This is a genomic window from Klebsiella sp. P1927, from assembly GCF_018204675.1.
GTDB classification, from domain to species: Bacteria; Pseudomonadota; Gammaproteobacteria; order Enterobacterales; family Enterobacteriaceae; genus Klebsiella; species Klebsiella pneumoniae.
In genome coordinates this window covers 2,142,612-2,166,825 of the sequence record NZ_CP073377.1, presented here as the reverse complement: position 1 = coordinate 2,166,825, position 24,214 = coordinate 2,142,612, and the positions used below count along the sequence as shown (strand labels likewise).

At 58.5% G+C, this 24,214-nt stretch carries 29 protein-coding genes; 12 read left to right on the top strand and 17 right to left on the bottom strand.

What is annotated here, in order from left to right:
- Positions 1 to 71 precede the first annotated feature (71 nt).
- On the bottom strand, positions 72 to 302 hold the full coding sequence (locus KB892_RS10995; protein ID WP_014343121.1) for a hypothetical protein: 231 nt from the start codon (positions 300 to 302) through the stop codon (positions 72 to 74).
- Here KB892_RS10995 and rihA point away from each other — a divergent pair.
- Positions 264 to 1,199, top strand: coding sequence for a pyrimidine-specific ribonucleoside hydrolase RihA (gene rihA / locus KB892_RS10990; RefSeq protein WP_002906791.1), 936 nt, complete (start codon positions 264 to 266; stop codon positions 1,197 to 1,199). The genes KB892_RS10995 and rihA overlap by 39 nt on opposite strands.
- 62 nt (positions 1,200 to 1,261) lie before the next feature.
- Here rihA and KB892_RS10985 read toward each other — a convergent pair whose 3' ends face one another.
- Together KB892_RS10985 and KB892_RS10980 are read right to left on the bottom strand one after the other, a co-directional pair.
- Positions 1,262 to 2,299: an NADP-dependent oxidoreductase gene (locus tag KB892_RS10985; protein ID WP_002906792.1), complete on the bottom strand. Its 1,038-nt coding sequence runs from the start codon at positions 2,297 to 2,299 to the stop codon at positions 1,262 to 1,264.
- Between the two features lie 65 nt (positions 2,300 to 2,364).
- Positions 2,365 to 2,946, bottom strand: coding sequence for a helix-turn-helix domain-containing protein (locus KB892_RS10980; protein WP_002906794.1), 582 nt, complete (start codon positions 2,944 to 2,946; stop codon positions 2,365 to 2,367).
- Positions 2,947 to 3,106: 160 nt separating this feature from the next.
- Here KB892_RS10980 and KB892_RS10975 point away from each other — a divergent pair, with 160 nt between their 5' ends.
- Positions 3,107 to 3,625 (top strand): GNAT family N-acetyltransferase, encoded by a 519-nt coding sequence (locus KB892_RS10975; RefSeq protein ID WP_002906796.1) that lies wholly within the window; start codon positions 3,107 to 3,109, stop codon positions 3,623 to 3,625.
- Positions 3,622 to 4,071, top strand: a complete 450-nt coding sequence (locus KB892_RS10970; RefSeq protein ID WP_004180135.1) for a DMT family transporter — start codon at positions 3,622 to 3,624, stop codon at positions 4,069 to 4,071. Before KB892_RS10975 ends, KB892_RS10970 begins: the two co-directional genes overlap by 4 nt.
- 8 nt (positions 4,072 to 4,079) lie before the next feature.
- Here the strand turns inward: KB892_RS10970 and KB892_RS10965 are convergent, their stop codons facing one another.
- Positions 4,080 to 4,313 carry a YdcY family protein gene (locus tag KB892_RS10965; RefSeq protein ID WP_004180136.1) on the bottom strand — a complete coding sequence of 78 codons (234 nt, stop codon included), beginning with the start codon at positions 4,311 to 4,313 and terminating at the stop codon, positions 4,080 to 4,082.
- A 16-nt stretch (positions 4,314 to 4,329) separates the two neighbouring features.
- Positions 4,330 to 5,928, bottom strand: a complete 1,599-nt coding sequence (locus KB892_RS10960; protein ID WP_002906804.1) for an ABC transporter substrate-binding protein — start codon at positions 5,926 to 5,928, stop codon at positions 4,330 to 4,332.
- Positions 5,929 to 6,197: 269 nt separating this feature from the next.
- Here KB892_RS10960 and KB892_RS10955 point away from each other — a divergent pair, with 269 nt between their 5' ends.
- Positions 6,198 to 7,631 (top strand): aldehyde dehydrogenase, encoded by a 1,434-nt coding sequence (locus KB892_RS10955; protein WP_004200088.1) that lies wholly within the window; start codon positions 6,198 to 6,200, stop codon positions 7,629 to 7,631.
- Between the two features lie 13 nt (positions 7,632 to 7,644).
- Here the strand turns inward: KB892_RS10955 and KB892_RS10950 are convergent, their stop codons facing one another.
- Positions 7,645 to 8,394, bottom strand: coding sequence for an alpha/beta fold hydrolase (locus KB892_RS10950; RefSeq protein ID WP_004200090.1), 750 nt, complete (start codon positions 8,392 to 8,394; stop codon positions 7,645 to 7,647).
- A gap of 88 nt (positions 8,395 to 8,482) precedes the next feature.
- Entirely contained in the window at positions 8,483 to 8,656 is a 174-nt protein-coding gene (locus tag KB892_RS10945; RefSeq protein WP_002906888.1) for a GhoT/OrtT family toxin, read from the bottom strand.
- A gap of 194 nt (positions 8,657 to 8,850) precedes the next feature.
- Here KB892_RS10945 and yncL point away from each other — a divergent pair, with 194 nt between their 5' ends.
- Positions 8,851 to 8,943, top strand: coding sequence for a stress response membrane protein YncL (yncL, locus tag KB892_RS10940; RefSeq protein WP_002906891.1), 93 nt, complete (start codon positions 8,851 to 8,853; stop codon positions 8,941 to 8,943).
- 51 nt (positions 8,944 to 8,994) lie between these two features.
- Here yncL and KB892_RS10935 read toward each other — a convergent pair whose 3' ends face one another.
- Positions 8,995 to 9,246: a hypothetical protein gene (locus tag KB892_RS10935; RefSeq protein ID WP_002906893.1), complete on the bottom strand. Its 252-nt coding sequence runs from the start codon at positions 9,244 to 9,246 to the stop codon at positions 8,995 to 8,997.
- Positions 9,247 to 9,383: 137 nt separating this feature from the next.
- On the bottom strand, positions 9,384 to 9,581 hold the full coding sequence (locus KB892_RS10930; protein WP_004189776.1) for a hypothetical protein: 198 nt from the start codon (positions 9,579 to 9,581) through the stop codon (positions 9,384 to 9,386).
- Positions 9,582 to 9,729: 148 nt separating this feature from the next.
- Here KB892_RS10930 and KB892_RS10925 point away from each other — a divergent pair, with 148 nt between their 5' ends.
- Positions 9,730 to 9,852 (top strand): small membrane protein, encoded by a 123-nt coding sequence (locus KB892_RS10925; RefSeq protein WP_004175940.1) that lies wholly within the window; start codon positions 9,730 to 9,732, stop codon positions 9,850 to 9,852.
- A 340-nt stretch (positions 9,853 to 10,192) separates the two neighbouring features.
- Here the strand turns inward: KB892_RS10925 and patD are convergent, their stop codons facing one another.
- From patD to KB892_RS10895, 6 genes are all read right to left on the bottom strand, one after another.
- Positions 10,193 to 11,620, bottom strand: coding sequence for an aminobutyraldehyde dehydrogenase (gene patD, locus KB892_RS10920; protein WP_004200092.1), 1,428 nt, complete (start codon positions 11,618 to 11,620; stop codon positions 10,193 to 10,195).
- A 22-nt stretch (positions 11,621 to 11,642) separates the two neighbouring features.
- A complete protein-coding gene (locus tag KB892_RS10915; protein WP_004143773.1) occupies positions 11,643 to 12,449 on the bottom strand; it encodes an ABC transporter permease in 807 nt (268 codons plus the stop codon).
- Positions 12,439 to 13,368 (bottom strand): ABC transporter permease, encoded by a 930-nt coding sequence (locus KB892_RS10910; RefSeq protein ID WP_004189770.1) that lies wholly within the window; start codon positions 13,366 to 13,368, stop codon positions 12,439 to 12,441. Before KB892_RS10910 ends, KB892_RS10915 begins: the two co-directional genes overlap by 11 nt.
- 1 nt (position 13,369) lies before the next feature.
- Positions 13,370 to 14,383 (bottom strand): ABC transporter ATP-binding protein, encoded by a 1,014-nt coding sequence (locus KB892_RS10905; protein WP_004200094.1) that lies wholly within the window; start codon positions 14,381 to 14,383, stop codon positions 13,370 to 13,372.
- Positions 14,384 to 14,399: 16 nt separating this feature from the next.
- On the bottom strand, positions 14,400 to 15,545 hold the full coding sequence (ydcS, locus tag KB892_RS10900; RefSeq protein WP_002907384.1) for a putative ABC transporter substrate-binding protein YdcS: 1,146 nt from the start codon (positions 15,543 to 15,545) through the stop codon (positions 14,400 to 14,402).
- Positions 15,546 to 15,849: 304 nt separating this feature from the next.
- The gene (locus KB892_RS10895) at positions 15,850 to 17,262 is read right to left on the bottom strand and encodes an aminotransferase-like domain-containing protein (RefSeq protein WP_004180141.1); all 1,413 of its coding nucleotides are present in this window, start codon (positions 17,260 to 17,262) and stop codon (positions 15,850 to 15,852) included.
- A 686-nt stretch (positions 17,263 to 17,948) separates the two neighbouring features.
- Between KB892_RS10895 and KB892_RS10890 the strand changes: the two genes are divergently transcribed.
- The 5 genes from KB892_RS10890 (at position 17,949) to KB892_RS10870 (ending at position 21,279) form a co-directional block, all read left to right on the top strand.
- The gene (locus KB892_RS10890) at positions 17,949 to 19,346 is read left to right on the top strand and encodes a cytochrome ubiquinol oxidase subunit I (protein ID WP_004151214.1); all 1,398 of its coding nucleotides are present in this window, start codon (positions 17,949 to 17,951) and stop codon (positions 19,344 to 19,346) included.
- Positions 19,346 to 20,356 (top strand): cytochrome d ubiquinol oxidase subunit II, encoded by a 1,011-nt coding sequence (gene cydB / locus KB892_RS10885; RefSeq protein ID WP_002907458.1) that lies wholly within the window; start codon positions 19,346 to 19,348, stop codon positions 20,354 to 20,356. The genes KB892_RS10890 and cydB overlap by 1 nt, the downstream gene beginning before the upstream one ends.
- Positions 20,356 to 20,481: a DUF2474 domain-containing protein gene (locus KB892_RS10880; RefSeq protein ID WP_004180143.1), complete on the top strand. Its 126-nt coding sequence runs from the start codon at positions 20,356 to 20,358 to the stop codon at positions 20,479 to 20,481. Before cydB ends, KB892_RS10880 begins: the two co-directional genes overlap by 1 nt.
- A gap of 95 nt (positions 20,482 to 20,576) precedes the next feature.
- Complete coding sequence (locus KB892_RS10875) at positions 20,577 to 20,900, top strand: hypothetical protein (RefSeq protein ID WP_004200096.1); 324 nt, start codon at positions 20,577 to 20,579, stop codon at positions 20,898 to 20,900.
- 148 nt (positions 20,901 to 21,048) lie between these two features.
- A complete protein-coding gene (locus KB892_RS10870; RefSeq protein WP_004143781.1) occupies positions 21,049 to 21,279 on the top strand; it encodes a DUF2554 family protein in 231 nt (76 codons plus the stop codon).
- A gap of 12 nt (positions 21,280 to 21,291) precedes the next feature.
- Here KB892_RS10870 and KB892_RS10865 read toward each other — a convergent pair whose 3' ends face one another.
- Complete coding sequence (locus tag KB892_RS10865) at positions 21,292 to 23,253, bottom strand: peptidase U32 family protein (protein WP_002907469.1); 1,962 nt, start codon at positions 23,251 to 23,253, stop codon at positions 21,292 to 21,294.
- A 33-nt stretch (positions 23,254 to 23,286) separates the two neighbouring features.
- Between KB892_RS10865 and KB892_RS10860 the strand changes: the two genes are divergently transcribed.
- Positions 23,287 to 23,454, top strand: coding sequence for a hypothetical protein (locus KB892_RS10860; RefSeq protein ID WP_014343127.1), 168 nt, complete (start codon positions 23,287 to 23,289; stop codon positions 23,452 to 23,454).
- Between the two features lie 10 nt (positions 23,455 to 23,464).
- Here the strand turns inward: KB892_RS10860 and KB892_RS10855 are convergent, their stop codons facing one another.
- Positions 23,465 to 24,034, bottom strand: coding sequence for a helix-turn-helix domain-containing protein (locus KB892_RS10855; RefSeq protein WP_002907473.1), 570 nt, complete (start codon positions 24,032 to 24,034; stop codon positions 23,465 to 23,467).
- Positions 24,035 to 24,214: the final 180 nt, after the last annotated feature.

Sequence of the window (24,214 nt, the reverse complement as noted above, 5' to 3'; positions counted from 1 at the left end):
TTTCTTAAGGATAAGAACCCGCCCGCCGAAAAGCAAACCATTAATATCCGTAAGGATTAGCAATTTTTCTATTATATCGCGCCGCGCCGGGCGCCATCTTGCGCCACCGCAAAACGAGGCATCATGTTTACGGACGGTCGCGTAACGATACGCGTTGCCCTCGCAGCAATCGTGGTCTCCATCACACTATTCTGCATACCATCTCGTCTGCCTCGACTCGCAGCGTTAGTCTGGTCACAGAACATCGCCAACAAGGAGCTGCTATGGCACTGCCGATTATGATTGATTGCGATCCGGGACATGATGACGCGATCGCCCTGGTCCTCGCCCTCGCCTCGCCGGAGCTGGAGGTGAAAGCCGTCACCGCTTCCGCAGGCAACCAGACCCCGGAGAAGACCCTGCGCAACGTGCTGCGTATGCTGACGCTGCTGAACCGGCCGGACATTCCGGTTGCCGGCGGCGCGTGGAAGCCGTTGATGCGCGATCTGATCATCGCCGATAACGTGCACGGCGAGAGCGGACTGGATGGCCCGAGCCTGCCTGAGCCGGCCTTTGCGCCGCAGAACTGCACCGCCGTCGAGCTGATGGCCAGCGTGCTGCGGGAAAGCCAGGAGCCGGTGACCCTGGTGGCCACCGGGCCGCAGACTAACGTGGCGTTGCTGCTCGCCAGCCATCCGGAGCTGCACGCGAAGATCGCCCGCATCGTGATCATGGGGGGCGCCATGGGGCTGGGCAACTGGCAGCCGGCGGCGGAGTTTAATATTTACGTTGATCCGCAGGCCGCGGAAATGGTCTTTCAGTCGGGGATCCCGGTGGTGATGGCGGGCCTTGACGTCACCCATAAGGCGCAAATCCTTCCCGCCGATATCGAGCGATTCCGCCAGATTGGCAACCCGGTGTCGACCATCGTCGCCGAGCTGCTCGACTTCTTTATGGCCTACCACAAAGATGAAAAGTGGGGCTTCGACGGCGCGCCGCTGCACGATCCCTGCACCATCGCCTGGCTCCTCAAGCCGGAGATCTTTACCACGATCGAACGCTGGGTTGGCGTAGAAACGGAAGGCAAATATACCCAGGGGATGACGGTGGTCGATTACTACCATCTGACCGGCAATCGGCCCAATACCACCCTGATGCTGGATGTGGACCGCGAAGCCTTTGTCGATCTGCTCGCCCAGCGGTTAGCCTTCTACGCCTGACCTCTATGCCAGGCCCCTTTTCCCTGGCGGGAAAGGGGCCTGTTAAGTCGAAGCCCGCCAGGCTAGTCGTCCGCCGCGACGCGGATCACTACCTTACCGAAGTTCTCACCTTTTAACAGGCCGATCAGCGCCTGCGGCGCCTGGTCCAGACCGTCGATCAGCTGTTCGCGATATTTAATTTTCCCCTCCTGCACCCAGCGCCCCATCTGCTGCTGGAATTCGGCGATCCGATGCCCGTAATCCTGGCCGATAATAAAGCCCTGCATCCGGATGCGCTTTTTGAGGATGGTCGCCATCAGCAGCGGCAGACGATCTGGCCCGTCCGGCAGCCCGGTGGCGTTATAGCCGCTCACCAGCCCGCAGACGGGTACCCGCGCTGCGGTATTCAACAGCGGCAGCACCGCGTCAAAAACCTTGCCGCCGACGTTTTCATAATAAACGTCAATACCCTGCGGGCAGGCCTGGGCCAGCTGTTCGGCAAAATCATCCGCACGATGGTCAAGGCAGAGATCAAAGCCTAACGTCTCAACCGCATAGCGGCATTTTTCCGCGCCGCCAGCGATGCCGACGGTGCGGCAGCCCTTAATTTTGCCGATCTGTCCAACCGTGGCGCCAACCGGCCCGGTCGCCGCGGCGACCACCAGCGTTTCGCCCGCCTTTGGCTGGCCGATGTCCAGCAAACCCATGTAGGCGGTGAAGCCGGGCATCCCCAGAACTCCCAGCGACCAGGACGGGTGTTGCGGATTGTCACCCAGCTTCACCAGTCCGCTGCCGTCGGAGAGTTCATAATCCTGCCAGCCGCTGTAGCCCAGCACCCAGTCGCCGGGTTGATAATCGGCATGATTTGAGCTGACCACGCGACTCACGGTCCCTCCCACCATCACCGCGCCAATGGCCACCGGCGGCGAATAGGACGGCGCGTCGCTCATGCGCCCGCGCATATACGGGTCGAGCGATAAATAAACGGTACGCAGCAGCACTTGACCCGGGCCTGGCGTCGGCACTTCGCTCTCTTCCAGGCGGAAATTCTCTGCCGTCGGTTCACCATGGGGACGGGAAGCCAGCACCCAGCGGCGATGGCGTTGCGGTTGATCTGTCATAGCAAACTCCTCTTGTGAGCAGACTGTACTGAGGCTAGCTGCTTTATGCGTATTATGCTTTAACATTAAGAGCCGGATGGCGATTGATTAAGGCGAACCACCAGATAGACGCAGGTCTCTGCGGATTCATTAATAAAGCGACAATCGTTGGGCGGGCCAAGCTCCAGACAATCCCCCGCCTGCATCTCATGGCGGGTATTGCCTTCGACAAACACCAGCTCGCCCTGTTGCAGCCAGATTAGCTGGCGGGCAAGCGCATAGGACGCGGCGGGCATCGGCACATCGCTACCGGGCGGCAGCTCAATCTGCACCAGATCGATCGGCAAATCGCTGCGCGGCGAAACGTGGCGGCGGAGATAGTGGCTTTGCGGGTCGCGCCATACCGGCTGGCTGGCAAAGCGCAGCAGCTTGCCCTCCTGCATTTCCGCGCGGGCGATCAGGGTCGACATACTGATGCCGAAGGCGCCGGAAAGGCGGCCCAGCATCGAGGCGGTCGGGCTGCTTTCGCCACGCTCGATTTTATGGATCATCGCCCGCGAGGCGCCGGCCCGTTCGGCGAGGTCGTTCAGCGACCAGCCGCGGGACTCGCGCTCGATGCGGATGCGCGCGCTGATGCGCTGATTGAGGTTGTCTTCTATAGTATTCATAACGTAACACTATAGTGTGCGCCCCCCCATTACACAACCATCCACCGACGTGTTATTCCCGGGTTAGCCGTTAAAATTATGCTGAAAACGGATGACAGCGTGGCGTTCATTATTGTAATAATATTGTACTACTATAGTGTACGAAAAATTGAGGTTTGCTATGTCCATTCGCCCTGCCATTAAAGACGACTGCGCGGCGATCGCCGAGATCTATAACCATGCCGTCGTCCATACCGCCGCCATCTGGAATGATAAAACTGTGGATACCGACAACCGCATCGCCTGGTTTGAAGCCCGCCAGCTGGCTGGATTTCCGGTACTGGTGAGCGAGGAAGACGGCGTCATTACCGGTTATTCCTCGTTTGGCGACTGGCGGGCGTTTGACGGCTTTCGCCATACCGTGGAGCATTCGGTGTACGTTCATCCCGAACATCAGGGGAAAGGGCTGGGCCGCAAGCTGCTGGTCGCCTTGATCGCCGAAGCGCGACGGCTGAATAAACATGTGATGGTCGCCGGCATCGAGTCGCAGAATCACGCTTCGCTGCATCTGCATGAAACGCTGGGCTTTATCACCACCGGGCAGATGCCGCAGGTGGGCACCAAATTTGGCCGCTGGCTGGATCTGACCTTTATGCAGCTGCAGCTGGATGCGCGTCAGGACCCGGACGGCAAAGCATGAACGCGTCGCTCACTCTCGCCTGCCTGATCGCCGCCGGCGTTGGCCTGGTGGTGCAGAACACTCTGATGGTGCGCATCACCCAGTCGGCGTCGACGATCCTTATCGCTATGCTGCTCAATTCGCTGGTCGGGATCGTTATCTTCGTGACGATGTTACTGCTGCGCCAGGGCGTCGCCGGCTTTCAGGAGCTGGCCCTGAGCGTGAAGTGGTGGACGCTGATCCCCGGCCTGCTGGGGTCCTTTTTCGTCTTCGCCAGCATCAGCGGTTATCAAAACGTTGGCGCGGCGACGACCATTGCGGTACTGGTGGCCAGCCAGCTGGTGGGCGGGTTGATCATGGATTTAGTTCGCGCCCACGGCGTGCCGGTGCGGGCGCTGATCGGACCGTTATGCGGGGCGGTGATGCTGGTGGTGGGCGCCTGGCTGGTGGCCAGACGCCAGTTCTGAGCGCATCTTCAGAGGATCGCGCCCCCTTTGGTCAACTGCTCGCGGCGCGCATCCTGCTCTTCCTGATGCTGTCGCCCATGATGGGCGATGGCGGTGCGCAGACGCTGCTGTTGGATATAGCGTTCCTCACGACTGAGTTGCGCATCATCACTCAGGGCGATTAGCAGCTCATTCATATGCGCGATAACGCCCTCGGCCAGGGCGTCATCGACTTTGACGATAACCTCATCCAGATGTGCCATCCTGTTCTCCTTTCGCTTAATTCAGCTTCGCTTTGGAAAAATCGCTCCCCATCATGCTGACGGTGTAGCCGCTGACGTTGCTGCGCGTCGCATAGAAGGTTTTCCCGGTCGCCAGGGTGATCCATGGCGCCTGCTGATAAAAAATCTCCTGCGCCTGTTCGTAGAGTTTGGCCCGCGCCTGCGGATCGCTCACCAACAGCGCTTTCTTTACCAGCGCGTCATAGGATTTATCACACCAGCGGGCGGCGTTGGAGCCGGTCTGGATATTATCACAGCTGAGCAATGTGCCAGCAAAGTTGTCCGGATCGCCGTTGTCCGACATCCAGCCATACAGGGCGCTGTCGTGCTCCCCTTTACGCATACCGGCAAGGTATTCGCCCCATTCATAGCTGACAATTTTGGCTTTCACCCCCACTTTCGCCCAGTCGTTTTGGATCATTTCGGCAATGCGTTTTGAGTTTGGGTTGTAGGGGCGCTGGACCGGCATTGACCACAGGGTCACTTCCGCGCCTTGCTCCAGACCCGCCTGCTTGAGCAGCGCTTTGGCTTTCTGCGGATCGTAATCGTAGTCCGGGAGATCTTTCTTATACCCGAGCATCGTCGACGGGATCGGTGATTTCGCCACGCTGCCGGAATCGAGGAATACCGCCTTGACGATCGCCTGCTTGTCGGTAGCGTAGTTTAACGCCTGGCGCACCAGCACATTATCAAACGGTTTTTTCTCGGTGTTAAACGCCAGATAGCCGACGTTCAGCGCCTCAACCGCATGCAGCGCCAGATCTTTATTGCCCTTAATCACCGGGAACTGTACCGGCGACGGCGCGGGAATAATCTGGCACTCGTTGGTCTGCAGTTTCGCCAGACGAGTCTCGACGTTCGGCGTAATGGAGAAGATTAAGTGCTTGGTCGGTACCTCGCCTTCCCAGTAGTGGGGATTGGCAATATAGCGGATTTGCGAATCCACTTTATACTGCTGCAGCGCATACGGCCCGGTACCGACAGGCCAGTTATCAACGTTTTCCGGCGTTCCTTTCTTCAGCATCGCCTCACCATACTCTGCCGACAGAATAGAGGCGAAGTCCATGCCCCAGTCGGCAAGAAACGCCGCGTTCGGCTCGTTGAGCTCGAACTGCACATGGTAATCATCCACCTTTTTCACCGATTTAATCAGCTTATCGAGGCCCACGTCGTGGAAGTATTCATAGTTCCCCTGCGACACCTTATGATAAGGATGCTGAGGATCCATCTGGCGCAGCACGGAGAACAGGACGTCGTCGGCGTTAAAATCGCGGGTCGGTTTGAAGAATTTGTTGCTGTTGAACTTCACCCCCTGACGCAGAGTAAAGGTCCAGGTTTTGCCATCCTCAGAGACGTGCCACTCGGTGGCCAGCGACGGGATCGGCGTATTTTTCACCGGGTCAAAGCTCACCAGACGGTTATACAGTACCTGCGAGCTGGCGACGAACGACGGACCGGAGCTGGCGATCTGCGGATTGAAGGACTCCGGAGAGGCTTCTGAGCAGTAGACCAGAGTGTCATTGCCTGCGGCCCAGGCGGCGCCGGCCGGCAGCAGTGCGCTCAGCAGCAGCGCCAGCGTGGTTTTCCCTGTAGACATGGTTATAAGTCCTGATTATTGATTATAAGAACGGTAATAACAGCACAGCCGCCTGACGGCGGCAAATAATCAATGGCTATCACCTTATGCAAAACGCGTGGAATTTGCTGGTTTAATCGACGTTGCGCTGTTTTTTACGCCAGAGGGCTTCGGGATGTTGTGAGCCACACAAAATTCCTGCAAAAAAATGTGCGATAACCGCCCGGCTCACGCTTCCCGTCAGTGCCGCCCGGTACACTGGGGGAACCGCAGAACAAGAGGTTTCCACCATGACAATCACCTGCAATCTGTACATTAACGGCCAGTGGCACGATGCCGAAGGCCGCCGCACCTTTACCCGACGCCACCCGGCCCACGATGAGGCAGCCTCGGTGGCCGCTGCCGCCAGCCTCGCCGACGGCAAACGCTGCGTCGAAGCCGCGGCCTGCGCCTTTCCGCTGTGGCGCGATACTGCGCCGGCGGAACGACGTCGCTTACTGCTCGAGGCGGCGGAACAGATGCTGTTGCGGGAGGCGAAATTTATCGCCGCCATGGCGGCGGAGACCGGCGCGACCGCGCACTGGGCCGGATTTAACGTTCATCTGGCGGCAGATATTCTGCGTGAAGCGGCGGCGCTGACCACCCAGATTGAAGGGCAAATAATTCCGTCCAACGTGCCGGGTAACCTGGCGATGGGCGTCCGCCAGGGGGCGGGAGTGGTGCTGGGCATGGCGCCGTGGAACGCGCCGCTGATTCTGGCCACCCGGGCCCTGGCGACGCCGCTGGCCTGTGGCAACACGGTGATCCTTAAGGGCGCCGAACTTTCCCCCGCCACTCAGGGACTGATTATCGACGCCCTTGACGCGGCGGGCTTCCCGCCGGGCGTGGTGAACTATCTTACCTGTGCGCCTGAAGATGCGCCGGCGCTGGTGGAATCGCTGATCGCCCACCCGGCGGTGCGGCGCGTTAACTTTACCGGCTCCACACCGGTGGGGCGCATTATCGCCCGCACCTGCGGACAGTATCTGAAACCAGCGGTGCTCGAGCTCGGTGGAAAAGCGCCCCTGCTGGTGCTGGACGATGCTGATATTGAGCAAGCGGCAGCGGGCGCTGTTTTTGGCGCCTTCGCCAACGCCGGGCAGATCTGCATGTCCACCGAGCGCATTATTGTCGACAATGCCGTAGCGGAGGCGTTTATCCCGCTGCTGGCCAGGCGCGCCGCCGCCCTGCCTGCCGCCCTCACTGGCCCGGTTGTCGATATGAACACCATCGCCCGCTGCAACGCGCTCATTGACGATGCGTTAGCGAAAGGCGCTCGCCTGCTGACCGGTGGTAAAGCCAACGATACCCATATGAGCCCGACCCTGCTGGACGGCGTGACCCGCGAGATGCGGCTGTGGCGTGAAGAGTCCTTCGGTCCGGTGAAAGCGATTATTCGCGTTCATAGCGAAGAGGAGGCGCTGGCGGTGGCCAACGACAGTGAGTACGGTCTTTCCGCTGCGGTCTACAGCCGCGACAGCGCCAGAGCGTGGAACGTAGCGCAACGTCTGCATACCGGGATTTGCCATATCAATGGCCCAACGGTGCATGATGAGGCGCAAATGCCGTTTGGCGGCTGCAAAGCCTCCGGCTATGGCCGCTTTGGCGGGCGGGCCGGGATCGCGGAATTCACCGAGCTGCGCTGGATAACGATCCAGACCCAACCCCGCGAGCTTCCCTTCTGAGGCCCAGCGCCTCTTAACTATGGCTGGCGATAAGCTGCGCCAGCCCCTGCGGGTTTTCCCACGCCATCGAGTGTCCGGCATGGGGCACGATGCCGACCGGGATCCCTTGTGCCTGAACGAGGTCGCTATCCGCGTAAGGGAGCGACCGCTCTCCGACGATCAGCATTTTCTGGCAGCGCAGCTGGCATAGCTGGGTAAACCAGGGCGTGTCGCTGCCGCGTATCAGGCTGCTGGCGGCCCGCCAGACGGCCCAGGGGGCGCTGTTTTGTAAACAACCCGCCCACGGCGAGCGCTCCTCCGCCAGCAGCCTGGCATAGCCGTCAGCGACAAAGGCTGACTCTGACTGAGCCGCAATGCGCCTGCTGTACTCGCCGCCGCCGGCGAACAGATTGGGTTCCGAGACCAGCAGCGTGGTCACCCGCTCGCCCAGTAGCCCCGCCGCTTCGATGGCGATGCTCCCTCCCATGCTATGCCCGAACAGCGCGAAGCGCTGCAGGCGCAGGTGGCTGAGGAACTGCTCCAAAACTAAAGCCTGCTCATGTATGTTGTAACTAAACACGCGCGGTTTATCGCTATAGCCGAAGCCCGGCAGATCGATGAGTATTTTGCGCCGTTCTCGGAGCGCGGGATCGCTGGCAATGCGGGGATAATCGTAGGATGACGCGCAGCCAAGGCCGTGGATAAACACCACCGGAAGGCCATCTCCCGGGAAATCGTGCCAGCGCAGCGTGGCGCCAGCGACGGACGAATAAAAACCGTTCACCTGTATGCCTCCATGATAAGGTTACTGGTTTTTTATACAGTAACCTCACCCTTTGTGCTACCCTTTTCTGCCGTCTAGCGCCTGAGGGTTAAAACAGCGAGACGAGCAGCGCCATCGGGAAGCTGAACGGCCAGGTGGCGCCGATCAGCAGGGCCGCCAGCAGGCGGATCATCCGGCTCTCTTTGGTTAAAAACCAGCTAATCACGGCGCATATCACGCCCATAATGGCGTAAAACACCAACATTTTTTGATATAACGTCATTCTTACTTTTTCCTTCCCTGAGGGCGTTCCATGGTGGGATGATTATCTGCCATGACGTCGTGATTCAGAGATACCTGTATAACAAAATCAGAAACGGGCTGAATATTCAGAATAAAGCCTGATTCGTCTTAATCTGATAGCGCAACCGCTGGCGCCGTACTATACCTTTAGGACTTACTCATTAGGGTGGCGCTATGGATGTCTCCAGTAAAACCGTCGTTATGATTAATGTCTGCGCCGCGTTCGCGCTTATCAGCCTGCTGTCCGTAAGATTTGGCTGGTTTTAATCATTTAATTCAGCAACGAAACCTAAAAAAGCAGCCCTGGAGGCTGCTTTTTTACGCGCGAACAACAGAGTTGTTATCTTGCTGTCGGGCGGCGGGGGCTAACTGCGCGGCAGCTATTACCTTATTAAGACTGGGGTTATAGCGCGGCAGTACATTGACTTTTTCACTATCCCATTCGGCGGCGGCGCAGACGGCCTGCCCTACGCCCATCTTCTCACAGCTTTGGATTCGTTTCGCCGGGGCATTACCATAGCTCAGCGCCACAGCGCCGATAGCCAGCAGAATAAAAGCAAAAATTTTCACAGCGACATCAACGTCAAAACCTAATATGCCCTAAATGATCGCATGAGCGGCGGCGGAAAGTCAAACCCGGGGCGCGCTACCGGGCGGCATCCGGTATTTGCCTCTGCCTCAGGGCTATAAAATATTCAGAACAAATATCATGCGATAACCGTAAATATTAAAAGCTTATCTCTAGCCGTGAAATACTTTCTGTTCAGGGGAGTTAATTTCGCTAATAAGGAAAATATTTCGCCGTCGGCAAGGGGAAAAGGATCGCCGCCTTCGCCACAGGCGCAATATATCGCGCGGGCCGTCATCGTAAGAAGATAAATGGCGATGGCAAGCCGTTGTAACATAACCTCTTCATCTCCGTCATCACGGATAAGAGTCAGAAATAGCGCTAAATGACAACAAATATCATTTGCCTTCGCGTCAGATAATACTTACATTCATAACCATTGGTAATGCTTTAGCGCAGTTCGCGCTGTGAATTTCGAGGTGGATATGTCCGGAATCATCACGCTGGTCATCGCGCTAATCCTGCTGGTCGCGGCGGTGTATAATCTTATTTCCTACATTCGTGACCGGCGCAGCGCCAGCCTGCCCAGCAAAAAAACTAAGCGCTGAAAGTAGTTAAAGCGGTATTCTCGTTATCCCGGCGCGACTGGCCGGCTCATCTCTTCGCTCTTCTGCGAGCACAAAAAAGCCCCTGCCGACAGACAGGGGCCGCAATTCGGTCGCGAACCGCGATGTTGCCGCCCCACCCGCCGGGCGCTGTGCGCCCAGGGTGACTGGCGGACCCCATCCGGCGCTTATCTCCGGCACTCATGATGGCTTAGCTCTTGAAGGGGCATCAGAATAATCTCATATCCCCTGGGTTGAGTTTTGACAATTTTTGCCATTGTGACTATTAGCGGCCTAACACACCCATCGCGCAATAGTCGCCTGGCGCTAAATGGTCAATCATTTAGCTATGCTTAACCATCACATGGCGGACCACGGTATAATCCTCAAGGCCATATATCGACATGTCCTTGCCGTAGCCTGACAGCTTCTGGCCACCGTGCGGCATTTCGCTGACCAGCATAAAGTGGGTATTGACCCAGGTGCAGCCGTACTGCAGCCTGGCGCTAAGACGATGGGCGCGACCGACATCTTTCGTCCATACCGAGGAGGCCAGACCATACTGAGAGTCATTCGCCCAGCTCAGGGCCTGCGCTTCATCGCTGAAAGGCGTCACGCTGACTACCGGACCAAACACTTCGCGCTGGACAATAGCGTCTTCCTGCCGGGCGCCGGCGAGCAGCGTCGGCTGGAAGTAATAGCCCGCGCCGTCAGCCCGACTGCCGCCGGTGACCACTTTAATTTGCGGCAGCGCCCTTGCGGCTTCCACCGCCGCGCTAACGCGCTCAAGATGGGCCAGCGAGCTCAGCGGACCCAGTTCGGTGGCAGCGTCCTCCGGCGCCCCCATTTTCAGGCTGGCCACCGCCGCCCCAAGTTTCTCCACCAGCTGGTCATAGATACCCTGCTGGGCGTAGATCCGGCAGGCGGCCGTGCAGTCCTGGCCGGCGTTGTAAAAACCGAAGGTCCGCACCCCATCCACCACCGCATCGATGTCCGCATCGTCAAAAACGATCACTGGCGCCTTACCGCCCAGCTCCATGTGGGTGCGTTTAATCGACGAGGCGGTATGGCCAATGATATGGGCTCCGGTGGCAATCGATCCGGTCAGGGAGACCATTCGCACTTTAACGTGGGCGGTCAAGGGGTCGCCCACCGTTTTACCGCGGCCAAACAGCACGTTGATAACCCCCTCCGGGAAGATATCTTTTGCCAGCTCCGCCAGCTTCAGCGCCGTCAGCGGGGTGATCTCCGAGGGTTTTATCACTACGCAGTTGCCCGCCGCCAGCGCCGGGGCCAGCTTCCAGGCCGCCATCATCAGCGGATAGTTCCACGGCGCGATGGAGGCCACCACGCCCACCGGATCGCGGCGGATCATTGAGGTATGCCCTTCGAGATACTCTCCGGCCGCCATCCCCGGCAGGCAGCGAGCGGCGCCGGCGAAGAAGCGGAAGACGTCGACGATGGCCGGCATTTCATCATTAATCACGCAGTGCAGCGGCTTGCCGCAGTTCAGCGACTCCAGCTGCGCCAGGGTTTCAGCCTGCGCCGAGATGGCGTCCGCCAGCTTCAGGAGACATTCCGCACGCGTCTTCGGCGTCGTCTGACTCCAGGCATCGAATGCCCGGTCCGCCGCCTCAACGGCGGCATCGACCTGGGCCGCTGTCGCTTCGGCAATCTCCAGGATCACTTCGCCGGTTGCAGGGTTATATACCGGAACCTTCTCGCCTTCACCTGCCACTAACTTACCGTTTATCAATAGGTTGTGTTGCATAGCATTATCCTGTTTCATGGTTTTATTTCCCGTTTCCGGCGTCGTTATCGCCGTCGCGGGTGAGCCACCAGGCCCCTAAGATTGGTATCGTCGTTACCAGCATCACCAACAGCGCGACAACGTTGGTGACGGGCACATCTCGCGGCCGCCCCAGCTGATTCAGCAACCACAGCGGCAAGGTGCGTTCATGCCCCGCAGTAAAAGTGGTAACGATAATTTCATCAAACGACAGAGCGAATGCCAGCATTCCCCCCGCCAGCAGCGCCGACCCCAGATTGGGCAGCACTACGTAACGAAAGGTCTGCCAACCGGTAGCGCCTAAATCCATCGAGGCTTCCACCATACTCCACGAAGTCCGGCGGAAGCGGGCGATGACGTTGTTAAACACCACCACCACGCAGAAGGTCGCGTGCCCCACCACGATCGTCAGCAGGCCAGGCTCAAGGCCGACCGCTTTGAACGCCGTCAGGAGCGCCAGGCCGGTAATGATCCCCGGCAGGGCGATAGGCAGCAGCAGCAGTAGCGACACCGCATTTTTGCCAAAAAAGGCGCTGCGCCACAGGGCTCCTGCAGCCAGCGTGCCAAGCACTAAGGCAATGGCGGTCGACAGGGCAGCGATCTTAAGTGACAGTGTCACTGCCTGCAGAATGTCGCTGCGCCCGGCCGCCTCGCTGAACCAGCGCAGCGTCAGCCCCTGCGGCGGAAAGCTAAAGGCTGCATCTTCCGTATTAAAAGCATAGATGGCGATAATCAGCAGCGGAAAGTGGAGGAATATCACCCCGCCCCAGGTCGCCAGTCGCAGATACCAGGGCGCGCGTTCAGAGTGCATCGAAGGCTCCCAGACGTTTCACGAACGCCAGATAGAGGGCAATCAAGACGATAGGCACCAGGGTAAACGCCGCCGCCATCGGCATATTGCCGATCGCCCCCTGCTGCGAGTAAACCATATTGCCGATAAAGTATCCCGGCGGGCCCACCAGCTGCGGCACGATAAAGTCGCCTAGCGTCAGCGAAAAGGTGAAGATCGACCCAGCGGCGATGCCGGGAATGGCCAGCGGCAGCACCACGTAGCGAAAGGTCTGCCGCGGGGCCGCGCCGAGATCGGCCGAGGCCTGTAGCAACGATCCCGGAATACGCTCCAGCGCCGCCTGCACCGGCAGGATCATAAACGGCAGCCAGATGTAGACGAACACCAGAAAGCGTCCAAGGCCGGAGGTGGACAAGGTATTGCCGCCGACCGCCGGGACGCTCAACAGCGCGTTCAGCGCCCCCTCCAGTCCAAGATGACCGAGGAACCACTGCGCCACGCCATCTTTCGCCAGCAGCAGCACCCACGCATAGGCTTTGACGATATAGCTGGCCCACATTGGTAGCATGACCGCGATATAAAAGAAGGCCTTCATTTTGCCGCTGGTGTAGCGCGCCATATACCAGGCCATCGGCAGCGCCAGCAGCGCGCTGGCCAGCGTGACGCACAGCGCCATCACCAGGGTCCGCACAATAATGTCGTAGTTGGCAGGGTTGAACAGCGCCCGCAGGTTAGCCAGCGTGAAGTCGCTGGTCACCGACATGGTGAAGTCGTCAAAGGTATAAATGCTCTGCCACAGCAGGGTCAGCAGCGATCCCAGATAGACGATGCCAAACCACATCAGCGGCCCGAGCAGCAGTAAAAACAGGCCCAGCGCCGGTCGGCGCCAGAAGATCCCCGATATGCGCCCGGTCTGCGCAGGAATTATTGCCATGGTCATCTCAGCCTCCGCTTTCCAGCGGGGTCATCGCCGAGCGCGACCATGACGCCTGTACTATTTGCCCGGTTCGCGGAACGCTGGCCGCCGCCGCGCCATCGATGTTGGCCTGGCTGACCAGCAGTTTGTCGCCATCCGCGAGGCGGAGCTCGATCCGCGTCGCCGCCCCCTGATACTGCACCGCCTGCACCACACCCTGCACCTGCACCTCGCCGCCGCCCTGCAGGCGAACATGCTCCGGACGCAGCGACCAGCTGCCCGCCATCCCGCACAATCGTCGGGCCTCCTCGGCTGCAAAAACGTTGGCGGTGCCGACAAAACCGGCCACAAATGCGGTCCTGGGGTGCAGATAGAGATCCTGCGGGGCATCCACCTGCTCAATGCGCCCGTTGTTAAACACCGCCACGCGATCCGACATCGACAGCGCTTCGCTCTGGTCGTGGGTCACGAAGATGAAGGTGATCCCCAGCGACTGCTGCAGCTTTTTCAGCTCCACCTGCATCTGCTCGCGTAGTTTCAAATCCAGGGCGCCCAGCGGCTCATCGAGCAGCAGCACCCGCGGCTGGTTCACCAGCGCCCGGGCAATCGCGACCCGCTGCCGCTGGCCGCCGGAGAGCTGGGAGGGCTTGCGATGATGAGCAAAGCCAAGGGCCACCTTCTCCAGCGCCTCCTGGGCGCGGGCATGGCGCGCTTTCTTCGCCATGCCTTTGACCATCAGGCCGTAAGCGACGTTGTCAAGGATCGACATGTGGGGAAATAGCGCGTAGTCCTGGAACACGGTATTCACATCCCGCTGCCAGGGCGGCAGTTCGCTGGCCGGCTGACCAAAGATATGGATGGTTCCGCCGGAGAGCTGCTCAAAACCGGCAATCAGCCGCAGGCAGGTGGTTTTACCCGAGCCGGACGGACCCAGCATCGAGAAAAATTCTCCATCGCGTATGCCAATGCTAACCCCATCCACCGCCCGCACATCGCCATACAGGCGCGATACATTCTGGAACTCGACCGCGTACGTCATTGTTTGCCTCCGATCCTTAGCGGCCGCCCATTATCGCAATATAGTCCTGAGTCCAGCGGCTATAGGGCACGTATTTCCCGCCTTCCGCAACCGGCGTTTTCCAGAAGTGAATGCGGTTAAACTGCTCATAGCCGTTGGTCTCACAGCCTTTATCACCGAGCAGCGCGCTGGCTTTACAGCCCTCAGGCACCACCGGCAGCGAACCGAACCAGGCCGCCACATCGCCCTGCACCTTCGGCGTGAGCGACCAGTTCATCCATTTATAGGCGCAGACCGGGTGCTTCGCCTCGCTGTGCAGCATGGTGGTATCCGCCCAGCCGGTTACCCCCTCCTTCGGGAACACGGTGGCGACCGGCTGGCCTTCCGCCTTCAGGCCGTTGGCTTGATAGGGCCACGAACTGGAGGCGGCTACCCCTTCGTTTTTGAAGTCGTTCATCTGTACGGTGGCGTCATGCCAGTAGCGATGGATCAGCGGTTGCTGGTCGCGCAGGACTTTCAGCACCGCGTTGTACTGGGTTTCGGTCAGTTGATAGGGGTCTTCGATCCCCAGCTGCGGCTGGGTGGCTTTGACAAACAGCGCGGCGTCGGCGATATAGATCGGGCCATCATAGGCCTGCACCCGCCCCTGGTTGGTTTTACCATCCGGTAGATCCTGCTTGACGAACACCACGCGCCAGCTGTCCGGCGGCGTCGGGAATACGCGGGTGTTGTACATCAGCAGGTTCGGCCCCCACTGATACGGCGTGCCATAGACTTTACCGCCGACGTTAAACCACGCCCCCTTCGCAATACGCGGATCAAGGGAGCCCCAGCCGGCAATCAGCGCCGTGTTGATCGGCTGCACGCGTTTGCCCATGATCAGGCGCAGCGAAGCATCACCCGAGGCGGTGACCAGATCGTAACCGCCTTTGGCCATCAGACTGACCATCTCGTCAGAGGTGGCAGCGGTTTTGACATTAACCTGGCAACCGGTGTCCTTTTCGAACTGACTCACCCAGTCGTACTGTTTGTCGGTCTGACCGCGTTCGATATATCCCGGCCAGGCAATAATATCGAGCCGCCCTTCCGGTTTATCCAGCGAGGTGAGCGGCTCTGCCGCCTGAACGGTCAAACAAGCCATACCCAGCACATAAAGGCTGCAACGGGCAATTTTTTTGCTCATCAGGTGTTACTCCTGTCACAAAGGAATTAGCGGCAGCCGTGCCGTAAAAATATCTCCTGAAATAAGGGTAGTCAGCGGATTAACGCCCCCAGGGGAATTTATTCAGGTTGTGACCCGGGACGCATTACGTAAAAATCGCCAACACAAGCAGGACTTTATGGATTATAGACAACGAGTTAGGGAATGAGGAGGGGTATGCATATTTCCTATGGTGAGCGCCGGTAAAATAATGACCGGCCTCGATAAAAATCCTCTTTCGCTTATTTTCGCAGAATGTTTATCATGAGAAAAATAAACGACAGGGTCAGGCAAGCTGTTCGCGAATAAGTTCCCCCAGGCGCTTCACCCCCTGCTCTTCGCGTTCCCCCCAGCCCCAGGCGGTATTAAAACGGAAAAACGAGGTCCAGCTGTCGGAGGTGGAGAACATTTTCCCTGGGGCAATACTGATGTGCGACGCCAGCGCCCGGGCGCTAAGTGCGCTAGCGTCGGCCCCTTCCGGTAGTTCGATCCACAGAAAGTAGCCGCTGTCGCTGTGGTGGACGATGACCTCCGGCGGCAGATGGCGCAGCAGCGCCTGCCAGGCCTGCTGTTTACGCTCCGCCAGCTGACGACGTAGACGGCGCAGGTGGGCGTCATAGCGCTTGGTGGACAGGTAATCCACCAGGGCTAACTGCATCGGCGAACTGGTGGAAAGCGTACTCATCAGCTGAAGCTGCTGGATCCGCCGCGCCTGTTTGCCGGCCGCCACCCAGCCGATACGAAAGCCGGGTACCAGACATTTTGAGAACGAGCTGCAGTGCAGCGTCATCTCCTGGCGATCCCAGAACTTCGCCGGTAACGGCTTTTCGCGGCCAAAATAGAGCTCGCTGTAGACATCATCTTCGATCAACATCACGTTATAGCGCGCCAGCAGCGCCACCAGCGCCGCTTTTTTTTCAGCGCTGAGGGTGAAGCCGAGCGGATTCTGGCCGTTGGTCATCAGCCAGCAGGCCTTCACCGGATAGTTTTGCAGGGCCGCCTCCAGCGCCGTCAGATCAATGCCTTCCCTGACGTCAGTGGCCACCGACAATGCTTTCAAACGCAGCCTCTCCAGCGCCTGCAGGGCGCCGTAGAAGCAGGGGTTTTCCACCACCACCCAGTCTCCCGGCTCGGTCACCGCCTGCAGGCTGAGGTTAAGCGCCTCCAGCGCCCCGGCGGTGATGACGATCTCGTCCGGCGAGACGTTCATCCCCTGCAGGGCATAGCGACGGGCAATGGCATGCCGAAGTTCTGCATTGCCCGGCGGCAGATTCTCAATGACGCTCATGGCGGTGGCGGTTTTACTCACCTGCGCCAGCGAGCGGTTGAGCTGCTGCAGCGGGAAGAGACGCGGGTCCGGAAAGGCCGAGGCAAAGGGCAGCATCGACGCCTGGCGGCTGGCCTGGAGCACCTCAAAGATATAGGTATTGATATCGACGGCTTCATCGCGAGTGACCTGGGCAGGCGGCGCCGGCTGGCGGAGCTTCACCGGCTGGGGGGCAACATAATAACCCGACTGCGGACGGGCGACGATGCGCCCCTGGCTTTCCAGCAGCTGATAGGCATGGCTGACGGTCATAAAGCTCATGCCGCTGCTGATCACCTGCTCGCGCAGCGACGGCAGCCGATCGCCAGGCAACCAGACGCCAAGGGCGATCTGCTCGGTCAGTTGCTGCGCCAACTGTTGATACTTTTTCATTGCGGCCGTCCCCGTACGATAACGTCCCATTATCATATATCAGTTATAAAAAAATCATAGTTTCCTGTAACTGTTATATCTGCAGCGGCGGCCGCGTCGCCGTGATAGCACGGGATGGGTTTAAAATATCACCACCCAGAATAGCGAGATTAAAACAAACCAGAAGATAATCATTACGCCAAGCGTAATGCACAGACTCTGTAATCCTTTTTCAGACATTGGCATTCCCTTTTATTTATTCCCGAGCTCATACAGTACAAATTAGCCGCGGAGCCGACAATTTATTATTATTTAATTTACGATTAACCGGCTCAGCGTTTTTACTTATTCTCATACTAATGAGTGATAATAAATCAGAGTAAAAATCCGTGGCGGATTTCGTAAGCCAAAATATGAGCTACGGCGGGTGGTAAGGATATATTATGCCGACCAGGTGACTACGCCATACCGGCGGCAGGGCCGCGTAGCCAGCCGTTAGCAATAATATGACAGACAGCGGAATAGCGCCTAATCACCTTCCGCAGGGATTAATCAAGGTTGCGCAAGGATATTTTCTCGCCCTGGCAACAGCTGAAAAATCATAACAGCGGCCAACTGTTATGATAAAAAATGGCGTGACTGCCTCTGCCCCTCAGTCGTCACCCCACCTAAAATTGCGCTGAATCAATTTTGTTGTGGAGTCCTGCATGTTCGGTCTTGATGCATTCCATCTGGCGCGAGTTCAATTCGCTTTTACGGTCTCATTTCATATTATCTTCCCCGCCATTACTATTGGGCTGGCCAGCTATCTGGCGGTGCTCGAAGGCTTATGGCTAAAAACAAAAAATCCCGTCTGGCGCTCGCTGTACCATTTCTGGTCGAAGATTTTCGCCGTCAACTTCGGTATGGGGGTCGTTTCCGGGCTGGTGATGGCCTACCAGTTCGGCACCAACTGGAGCGGTTTCTCACAGTTTGCAGGCAGCATAACCGGCCCTCTGCTGACCTATGAAGTCCTGACGGCATTTTTTCTGGAAGCGGGCTTCCTCGGGGTGATGCTTTTCGGCTGGAACCGCGTGGGGCCGGGGCTGCACTTTTTCGCCACCTGCATGGTGGCGCTGGGTACTATCATCTCCACCTTCTGGATCCTCGCCTCTAACAGCTGGATGCAGACCCCGCAGGGGTTTGAGATCGTTGATGGCCAGGTCGTGCCCGTCGACTGGCTGGCGGTGATCTTTAATCCGTCGTTCCCCTACCGATTATTGCATATGACAGTAGCGGCGTTTCTCAGTAGCGCGCTGTTTGTCGGCGCCTCGGCGGCCTGGCATCTGCTGCGCGGCAATCAGTCGCCGGCGATCCGTAAGATGTTCTCGATGGCGCTATGGATGACGCTGCTGGTCGCCCCCGTCCAGGCGCTGATCGGCGATATGCATGGCCTGAATACCCTGAAGCACCAGCCGGCGAAAATCGCCGCCATTGAGGGGCACTGGGAAAATCCACCGGGTGAGCCAACGCCGTTGCTGCTGTTTGGCTGGCCCGATATGGACCAGGAGCGCACCCGCTACGGGCTTGAGATCCCGGCCCTGGGCAGTCTGATCCTCACCCACAGTCTTGATAAACAGGTGCCGGCGTTGAAAGAGTTCGCTCCTGAGGAGCGCCCGAATTCTACTGTGGTGTTCTGGTCATTTCGCCTGATGGCCGGGCTAGGCATGTTGATGCTGCTGCTGGGCGTGCTGGCCCTGTGGCTGCGTCGCGGCGACCGGCTATACCACTCGCGGCCGTTTCTGCGTTTTGCCCTGTGGATGGGGCCATCCGGCCTGATCGCTATTCTCGCCGGCTGGGTGACCACCGAGGTGGGCCGCCAACCCTGGGTGGTGTATGGCGTTCAGCGCACCGCCGATGCCGTTTCCGCTCATGGCGATCTGCATATGTCGGTCAGTTTATTGACCTTTATCGTAGTGTACAGCGCCGTCTTCGGCGTCGGCTACAGCTATATGCTGCGCCTGATCCGCAAGGGGCCGCAGGAGATGCTCCCGGCGACAACCGGTACGCCAGCCCGCCCGCTGTCCGCCGCCACTGAAGGTTATCTGCAGAAGGAGTCCCGCTAATGGGTATCGAGTTATCGGTGATCTGGTTCGTGATTATCGTCTTTGCCACGCTGATGTACATCGTCATGGATGGCTTTGATCTGGGCATCGGCCTGCTGTTTAGCACGGTGCGGGGCGGCGGGGATCGCGACGTAATGGTCAACAGCGTCGCGCCGGTATGGGATGGCAATGAAACCTGGCTGGTGCTCGGCGGCGCCGGCCTGTTTGGCGCCTTTCCCCTCGCCTACGCGGTGATCATCGACGCCCTGTCGATCCCCCTGACCCTGATGCTGATCGGCCTGATTTTTCGCGGCGTCGCCTTTGAGTTTCGCTTCCAGGCTACGCCGTCGCACCGGCCATTCTGGGATCGCGCCTTTTTTGGCGGCTCCCTGCTGGCAACTTTCAGCCAGGGCGTGGTGGTCGGGTCGGTGATCAACGGTTTCACCGTCAGCGGTCGCGCCTTCAGTGGCGGCATGTTTGACTGGCTGACCCCGTTCAGCCTGTTCTGCGGACTCGGACTGTGCGTGGCCTATGCGCTGCTCGGCGCCACCTGGCTGGTGATGAAAAGTGAAGGCGCGCTGCAGCAGAGAATGCGCAGCGCATCGCGGCAGTTGCTGGGTGCCCTGCTGGCGGTGTTTGCCGTCATCAGCCTGTGGACTCCGCTGGCGCACCCGGCGATTGCTGCCCGCTGGTTCAGCCTGCCGAATCTCTATTTCCTGCTGCCGGTACCGCTGCTGGTGATCCTCGTTAGCGGCTGGCTGTGGCGCACGCTGCATCAGCGCGACCGCCATGTTTCGCCCTTCACGCTGACGCTGGGCCTGGTCTTTCTCGGCTTCAGCGGACTGGGGATCAGCATCTGGCCGCATATTATCCCGCCGGCCATCACGCTGTGGCAGGCTGCCGCTCCCCCGCAAAGCCAGGGCTTTATGCTGGTGGGCGCCCTGCTGATTATTCCGGTCATTCTTGGCTACACCTGCTGGAGCTATTACGTGTTCCGCGGCAAAGTTCAGCCTGGGGAGGGATATCACTGATGCGTACTGCCTGGCCTAAACGTCTGCTGTGGCTGATCGCGCTCTGGGGAGGCAGCGTACTGACGCTGGCCGCCATAAGCCTGCTGTTTCGCCTGCTGATGACCGCCGCAGGGCTAAAAGTCTGAGTGGGATGCAGAGAAGTCCGAAAAGGGACTTCTCCATCTTATCTTCACTTTTGCCTGCTGAAATACGGTGATACATCTGAAGAAAGGATATTGCTATGAAGAAGTTAGCTTTACTCTCCGCCATAATGACGCTGGGAATGTCGTCATGGGCTTTTGCTGCCGACAACCCGCCGCCGCCGGAAAAAGGCGCGCAGCATCAGGGTAAACCGCCGGTGAAAAACGGCCAACACGATGGTAAGCAAGCGCAATACAACAGCAAAAAGCCACAACGAGACGGCAAACAGACGCAGCATGATGGCAAGCAGCCGCAGCACGATGGCAAGCAGCCGCAGCACGATGGCAAACAACCGCAGCACAACGGCAAGCAGCCGCCAAAAGGGAGCGAGCACAGCGGGAAACCGCTGCCGCCGAAAGCGTAACACTCTGGCCTGGCTTCCGCGTCAGGCCTTTTTTCATCCTTCGTCAGCCATCGTTGACAAACTCTTGCCGTTCTTTGAGATGCCCGAAAAAAAGCCTGCATTGCGCCTGACATAGTATGTCCACGCCATTGTTCCGTCGAGAAAAGGTATGTTAAAGAGAAGCATAAGCGCCCTGCTGTTGCTGTGCGCATTATTTTCCGGGCATCTGTTGGCCCATCGTCAGGGACACGAGTACTTTCCGGTGCAAAGTCTCGAACAGCAGCTGCTGCACGAAGCGGATAGCGATGAGCTTCGCAGCCAGCACGAGGAGGCCGCCGCAGACCTGCGCGAACATCACCGCTGGCAGGACGACCGTAAACCGCGGGCATCCTGCCAATAGCATCGACTCGAATCAGGCCCCTTTGCGCTTCGGCAGCGTCTTCATCAGATCGTCCGGGCTGACGGAGGCCACAATGCTGCCCGGGTGCGGCATTTTGAGGATATGGTTTTTGATCTTGCCGACCACGTGCATTTCGCACGGACGGCAGTCAAACTTCAGGGTCAGGACCTCATCGCCATGGATCAGCTGCATCGGCGTGGCTTTCCAGCTCTTGATGGAGCCTTTCGCCTGCTTCGGGCAGAGGTTGAAGGCGAACCGCAAACAATGCTTAGTGATCATCACCGGCACATCGCCCTTCTCTTCGTGCGCTTCATAGGCGGCGTCGATCAGCTGTACGCCATAGCGCTGGTAGAACGCCCGCGCCTTGTGGTTATAGACGTTGGCGAGGAAGGAGAGATGGGTCTCCGGGTAGACCGGCGGCGGTACGGAGACCGGCTTGCGGGTGCCGCGCTGCCAGGCGTTGAGGCGCGCTTCATCCAGCATCTCCGCAGTTTCCCGACGCAGCTGGTTGAGCAGGCTGTTGGGCACAAACAGCGGCGGCAGATTAACCTGCACCTCGCGCGCATAGTAGATGGTTTGCCCCAGTTTTGTGACACCGTCACGCAGGTTGGCCAGCGCTTTCTCCGCCTGGTTAGCTTCGGCGAACTCCCCGTCAAGGGTGTGGGTCACGCTGACGCCATCTTCACAGGTCATGGTGAGAACCAGCTGCTCCTGCCAGCCGCTCAACGTCACATCTACCGCGATGCGGCGTTCGCTGGAGGTCTTTAGCAGCGCCTGTTGCCAGTTATGATCGAGGTTGCGGTTGAGCGGCTGATGGGGGCGCACTTTATGCAGATCCGCTGGCATCTCGTTCGGCCATACCCGATAACGGTTTTCGCCGGTTTTTTCCACGGTATTAGCACGGAAGCCCACCACTTCGCGCTTAATCATCACGTTGAGACCATCGCCGTTGGTTAACGGTTCACTGACTTCAACGTCGAGATGGTCTTTGCCTACCTTCAGAACTTCACCCACCGGCAGGCCGATAAATTTCGGCGAATCAAAGGCGCCGATATCGCCTTTGCGGGCATTAACAAAGTAGTCAGTGCTGCCGCGGTGGAAGGTTTTATCCGTGGACGGGATAAAGAAATGCTCGGTGCGTCCAGCCGAGGCGCGCGCCAGGTCGCCGCGATCTTCGATAATGGCATCCAGCATTTGACGGTAGTGCGCAGTGATGTTTTTCACATAACTCATGTCTTTGTAACGGCCTTCAATTTTGAAGGAGCGTACGCCAGCGTCGATCAGCGCCGCCAGGTTGGCGGTCTGATCGTTATCCTTCATCGACAGGAGATGTTTCTCATAGGCCACCACCCGCCCCTGATCGTCCTTCAGGGTATACGGCAAGCGGCAAGCCTGCGAGCAGTCGCCGCGGTTGGCGCTGCGTCCGGTCTGGGCGTGCGAAATGTAACACTGCCCGGAATAGGCCACGCACAGCGCGCCATGGATAAAGAATTCGATAGTGGCGTCAGTGTGGTCGTAAATGGCTTTGATTTGACTGAGGTTCAGTTCGCGCGCCAGCACGATCTGACTGAAGCCGGCGTCGGAGAGAAACTTCGCTTTTTCCACACTGCGAATATCGCACTGGGTGCTGGCGTGCAGCTCAATCGGCGGCAGATCCAGCTCCATGATCCCCATATCCTGGACGATCAGCGCATCGACGCCTGCGTCGTAGAGATCGGTAATCAGCCGCTGCGCCGGCTCCAGTTCATCGTCATGCAGAATGGTGTTCAGCGTCACAAATACCTTTGCGCCAAAGCGATGAGCGAAAGGCACCAGCCCGGCGATATCGCTCAGACTGTTGCTGGCGTTGTGGCGGGCACCAAAGCCAGGTCCACCGATGTAAACGGCATCGGCGCCGTGAAGAATCGCTTCGCGAGCGATACCGGCGTCGCGGGCAGGACTAAGAAGTTCAAGACGATGATTGTGCAGGCGCATACGCGTGTTGTTATCCAGTATAAGGGGGTCGAAATGGCGGCTATTGTAGTCAGAACCGGGCGCAGACGAAAACCTTTTCCGCCGTCGCGCGACGACGAATTTTCACTTTTCAACAAAGTATTGACGGAAAAGATATTTCCCTCAAATCACGGCGAAGAGTACTGTCATCACGTATTCCGGATTTTCCTCGTCACGTTGTGAGTGGTTATCATCAGTCATCTTGTCTGGCCGCGGGTTCGCTCGCGGTTTTTTCTTTTGGATAATGGATAAGAGAATGGAAATGGGCCGCCTGGGCGCCGCGGTTACGATACGCATGCGTCGCGTCGCCGGCGAAACGCCTACCCTCACCCGCCTGCAGCGAGTGCCACTCCCCTTGTAAGCACAAATCCAGCGTACCACTTATCACTACCACATGCTCAATCACCCCTTTCTCATGCGGCGTTGATTCGCTCAGCGCGCCGGGGGCAAGGGTTATCGAAAAATGGTCAAAGCGCAGCTCGGGATCCCACGGGAATACTGGCGTCACCACCATCGCCTGCTGCTGCGGATCAAACGCGGAGGGCGCGGCGCTGGCGTCCGGGACGATGAACGCCGAAAACGGTACGTTCAGCCCGGTGGCAATCTTCCACAGCGTCGCCACCGTTGGACTTGATTCATTCCGCTCAATCTGCCCGAGCATGGCTTTCGACACCCCGGTCTCTTCCGCCAGTCGCGACAGGCTCCAGCCTCGCTGCTGGCGCAGGGTTTTAAGCGTTGCCGCCAGATGTTGCGCAATATTCATCCTTCCTCCTGTTTTTACTGCGCAAAGTATACCGCCATTTGTCTGATTTTTTCAGGACGTTTAACGGCATCGTACGCCACTGGCGGCGAGTTTTTCTCCCAGGGTAGCTGCGCGAACCACCGCTTGTGCGTTATAACGCACAATGATACAGTGAATGGATGTTATAACGCACATGAGAAT

Excerpts from the sequence above, each read along its gene's own strand:
- KB892_RS10890 (WP_004151214.1), top strand. The coding sequence starts at position 17,949 with ATGTTCGGTCTTGATGCATTCCATCTGGCGCGAGTTCAATTCGCTTTT.
- KB892_RS10865 (WP_002907469.1), bottom strand. The coding sequence starts at position 23,253 with ATGCGCCTGCACAATCATCGTCTTGAACTTCTTAGTCCTGCCCGCGAC.
- KB892_RS10870 (WP_004143781.1), top strand. The coding sequence starts at position 21,049 with ATGTTAAAGAGAAGCATAAGCGCCCTGCTGTTGCTGTGCGCATTATTT.
- KB892_RS10910 (WP_004189770.1), bottom strand. The coding sequence starts at position 13,368 with ATGACCATGGCAATAATTCCTGCGCAGACCGGGCGCATATCGGGGATC.
- KB892_RS10985 (WP_002906792.1), bottom strand. The coding sequence starts at position 2,299 with ATGACAGATCAACCGCAACGCCATCGCCGCTGGGTGCTGGCTTCCCGT.
- KB892_RS10975 (WP_002906796.1), top strand. The coding sequence starts at position 3,107 with ATGTCCATTCGCCCTGCCATTAAAGACGACTGCGCGGCGATCGCCGAG.
- KB892_RS10945 (WP_002906888.1), bottom strand. The coding sequence starts at position 8,656 with ATGACGTTATATCAAAAAATGTTGGTGTTTTACGCCATTATGGGCGTG.
- KB892_RS10895 (WP_004180141.1), bottom strand. The coding sequence starts at position 17,262 with ATGAAAAAGTATCAACAGTTGGCGCAGCAACTGACCGAGCAGATCGCC.
- KB892_RS10930 (WP_004189776.1), bottom strand. The coding sequence starts at position 9,581 with ATGTTACAACGGCTTGCCATCGCCATTTATCTTCTTACGATGACGGCC.
- KB892_RS10855 (WP_002907473.1), bottom strand. The coding sequence starts at position 24,034 with ATGAATATTGCGCAACATCTGGCGGCAACGCTTAAAACCCTGCGCCAG.
- KB892_RS10960 (WP_002906804.1), bottom strand. The coding sequence starts at position 5,928 with ATGTCTACAGGGAAAACCACGCTGGCGCTGCTGCTGAGCGCACTGCTG.
- KB892_RS10965 (WP_004180136.1), bottom strand. The coding sequence starts at position 4,313 with ATGGCACATCTGGATGAGGTTATCGTCAAAGTCGATGACGCCCTGGCC.
- rihA (WP_002906791.1), top strand. The coding sequence starts at position 264 with ATGGCACTGCCGATTATGATTGATTGCGATCCGGGACATGATGACGCG.
- KB892_RS10925 (WP_004175940.1), top strand. The coding sequence starts at position 9,730 with ATGTCCGGAATCATCACGCTGGTCATCGCGCTAATCCTGCTGGTCGCG.
- KB892_RS10915 (WP_004143773.1), bottom strand. The coding sequence starts at position 12,449 with ATGCACTCTGAACGCGCGCCCTGGTATCTGCGACTGGCGACCTGGGGC.
- patD (WP_004200092.1), bottom strand. The coding sequence starts at position 11,620 with ATGCAACACAACCTATTGATAAACGGTAAGTTAGTGGCAGGTGAAGGC.
- KB892_RS10980 (WP_002906794.1), bottom strand. The coding sequence starts at position 2,946 with ATGAATACTATAGAAGACAACCTCAATCAGCGCATCAGCGCGCGCATC.
- KB892_RS10955 (WP_004200088.1), top strand. The coding sequence starts at position 6,198 with ATGACAATCACCTGCAATCTGTACATTAACGGCCAGTGGCACGATGCC.
- KB892_RS10880 (WP_004180143.1), top strand. The coding sequence starts at position 20,356 with ATGCGTACTGCCTGGCCTAAACGTCTGCTGTGGCTGATCGCGCTCTGG.
- KB892_RS10905 (WP_004200094.1), bottom strand. The coding sequence starts at position 14,383 with ATGACGTACGCGGTCGAGTTCCAGAATGTATCGCGCCTGTATGGCGAT.
- ydcS (WP_002907384.1), bottom strand. The coding sequence starts at position 15,545 with ATGAGCAAAAAAATTGCCCGTTGCAGCCTTTATGTGCTGGGTATGGCT.
- cydB (WP_002907458.1), top strand. The coding sequence starts at position 19,346 with ATGGGTATCGAGTTATCGGTGATCTGGTTCGTGATTATCGTCTTTGCC.
- KB892_RS10860 (WP_014343127.1), top strand. The coding sequence starts at position 23,287 with ATGGCGGCTATTGTAGTCAGAACCGGGCGCAGACGAAAACCTTTTCCG.
- KB892_RS10995 (WP_014343121.1), bottom strand. The coding sequence starts at position 302 with ATGTCCCGGATCGCAATCAATCATAATCGGCAGTGCCATAGCAGCTCC.
- KB892_RS10875 (WP_004200096.1), top strand. The coding sequence starts at position 20,577 with ATGAAGAAGTTAGCTTTACTCTCCGCCATAATGACGCTGGGAATGTCG.
- KB892_RS10970 (WP_004180135.1), top strand. The coding sequence starts at position 3,622 with ATGAACGCGTCGCTCACTCTCGCCTGCCTGATCGCCGCCGGCGTTGGC.
- yncL (WP_002906891.1), top strand. The coding sequence starts at position 8,851 with ATGGATGTCTCCAGTAAAACCGTCGTTATGATTAATGTCTGCGCCGCG.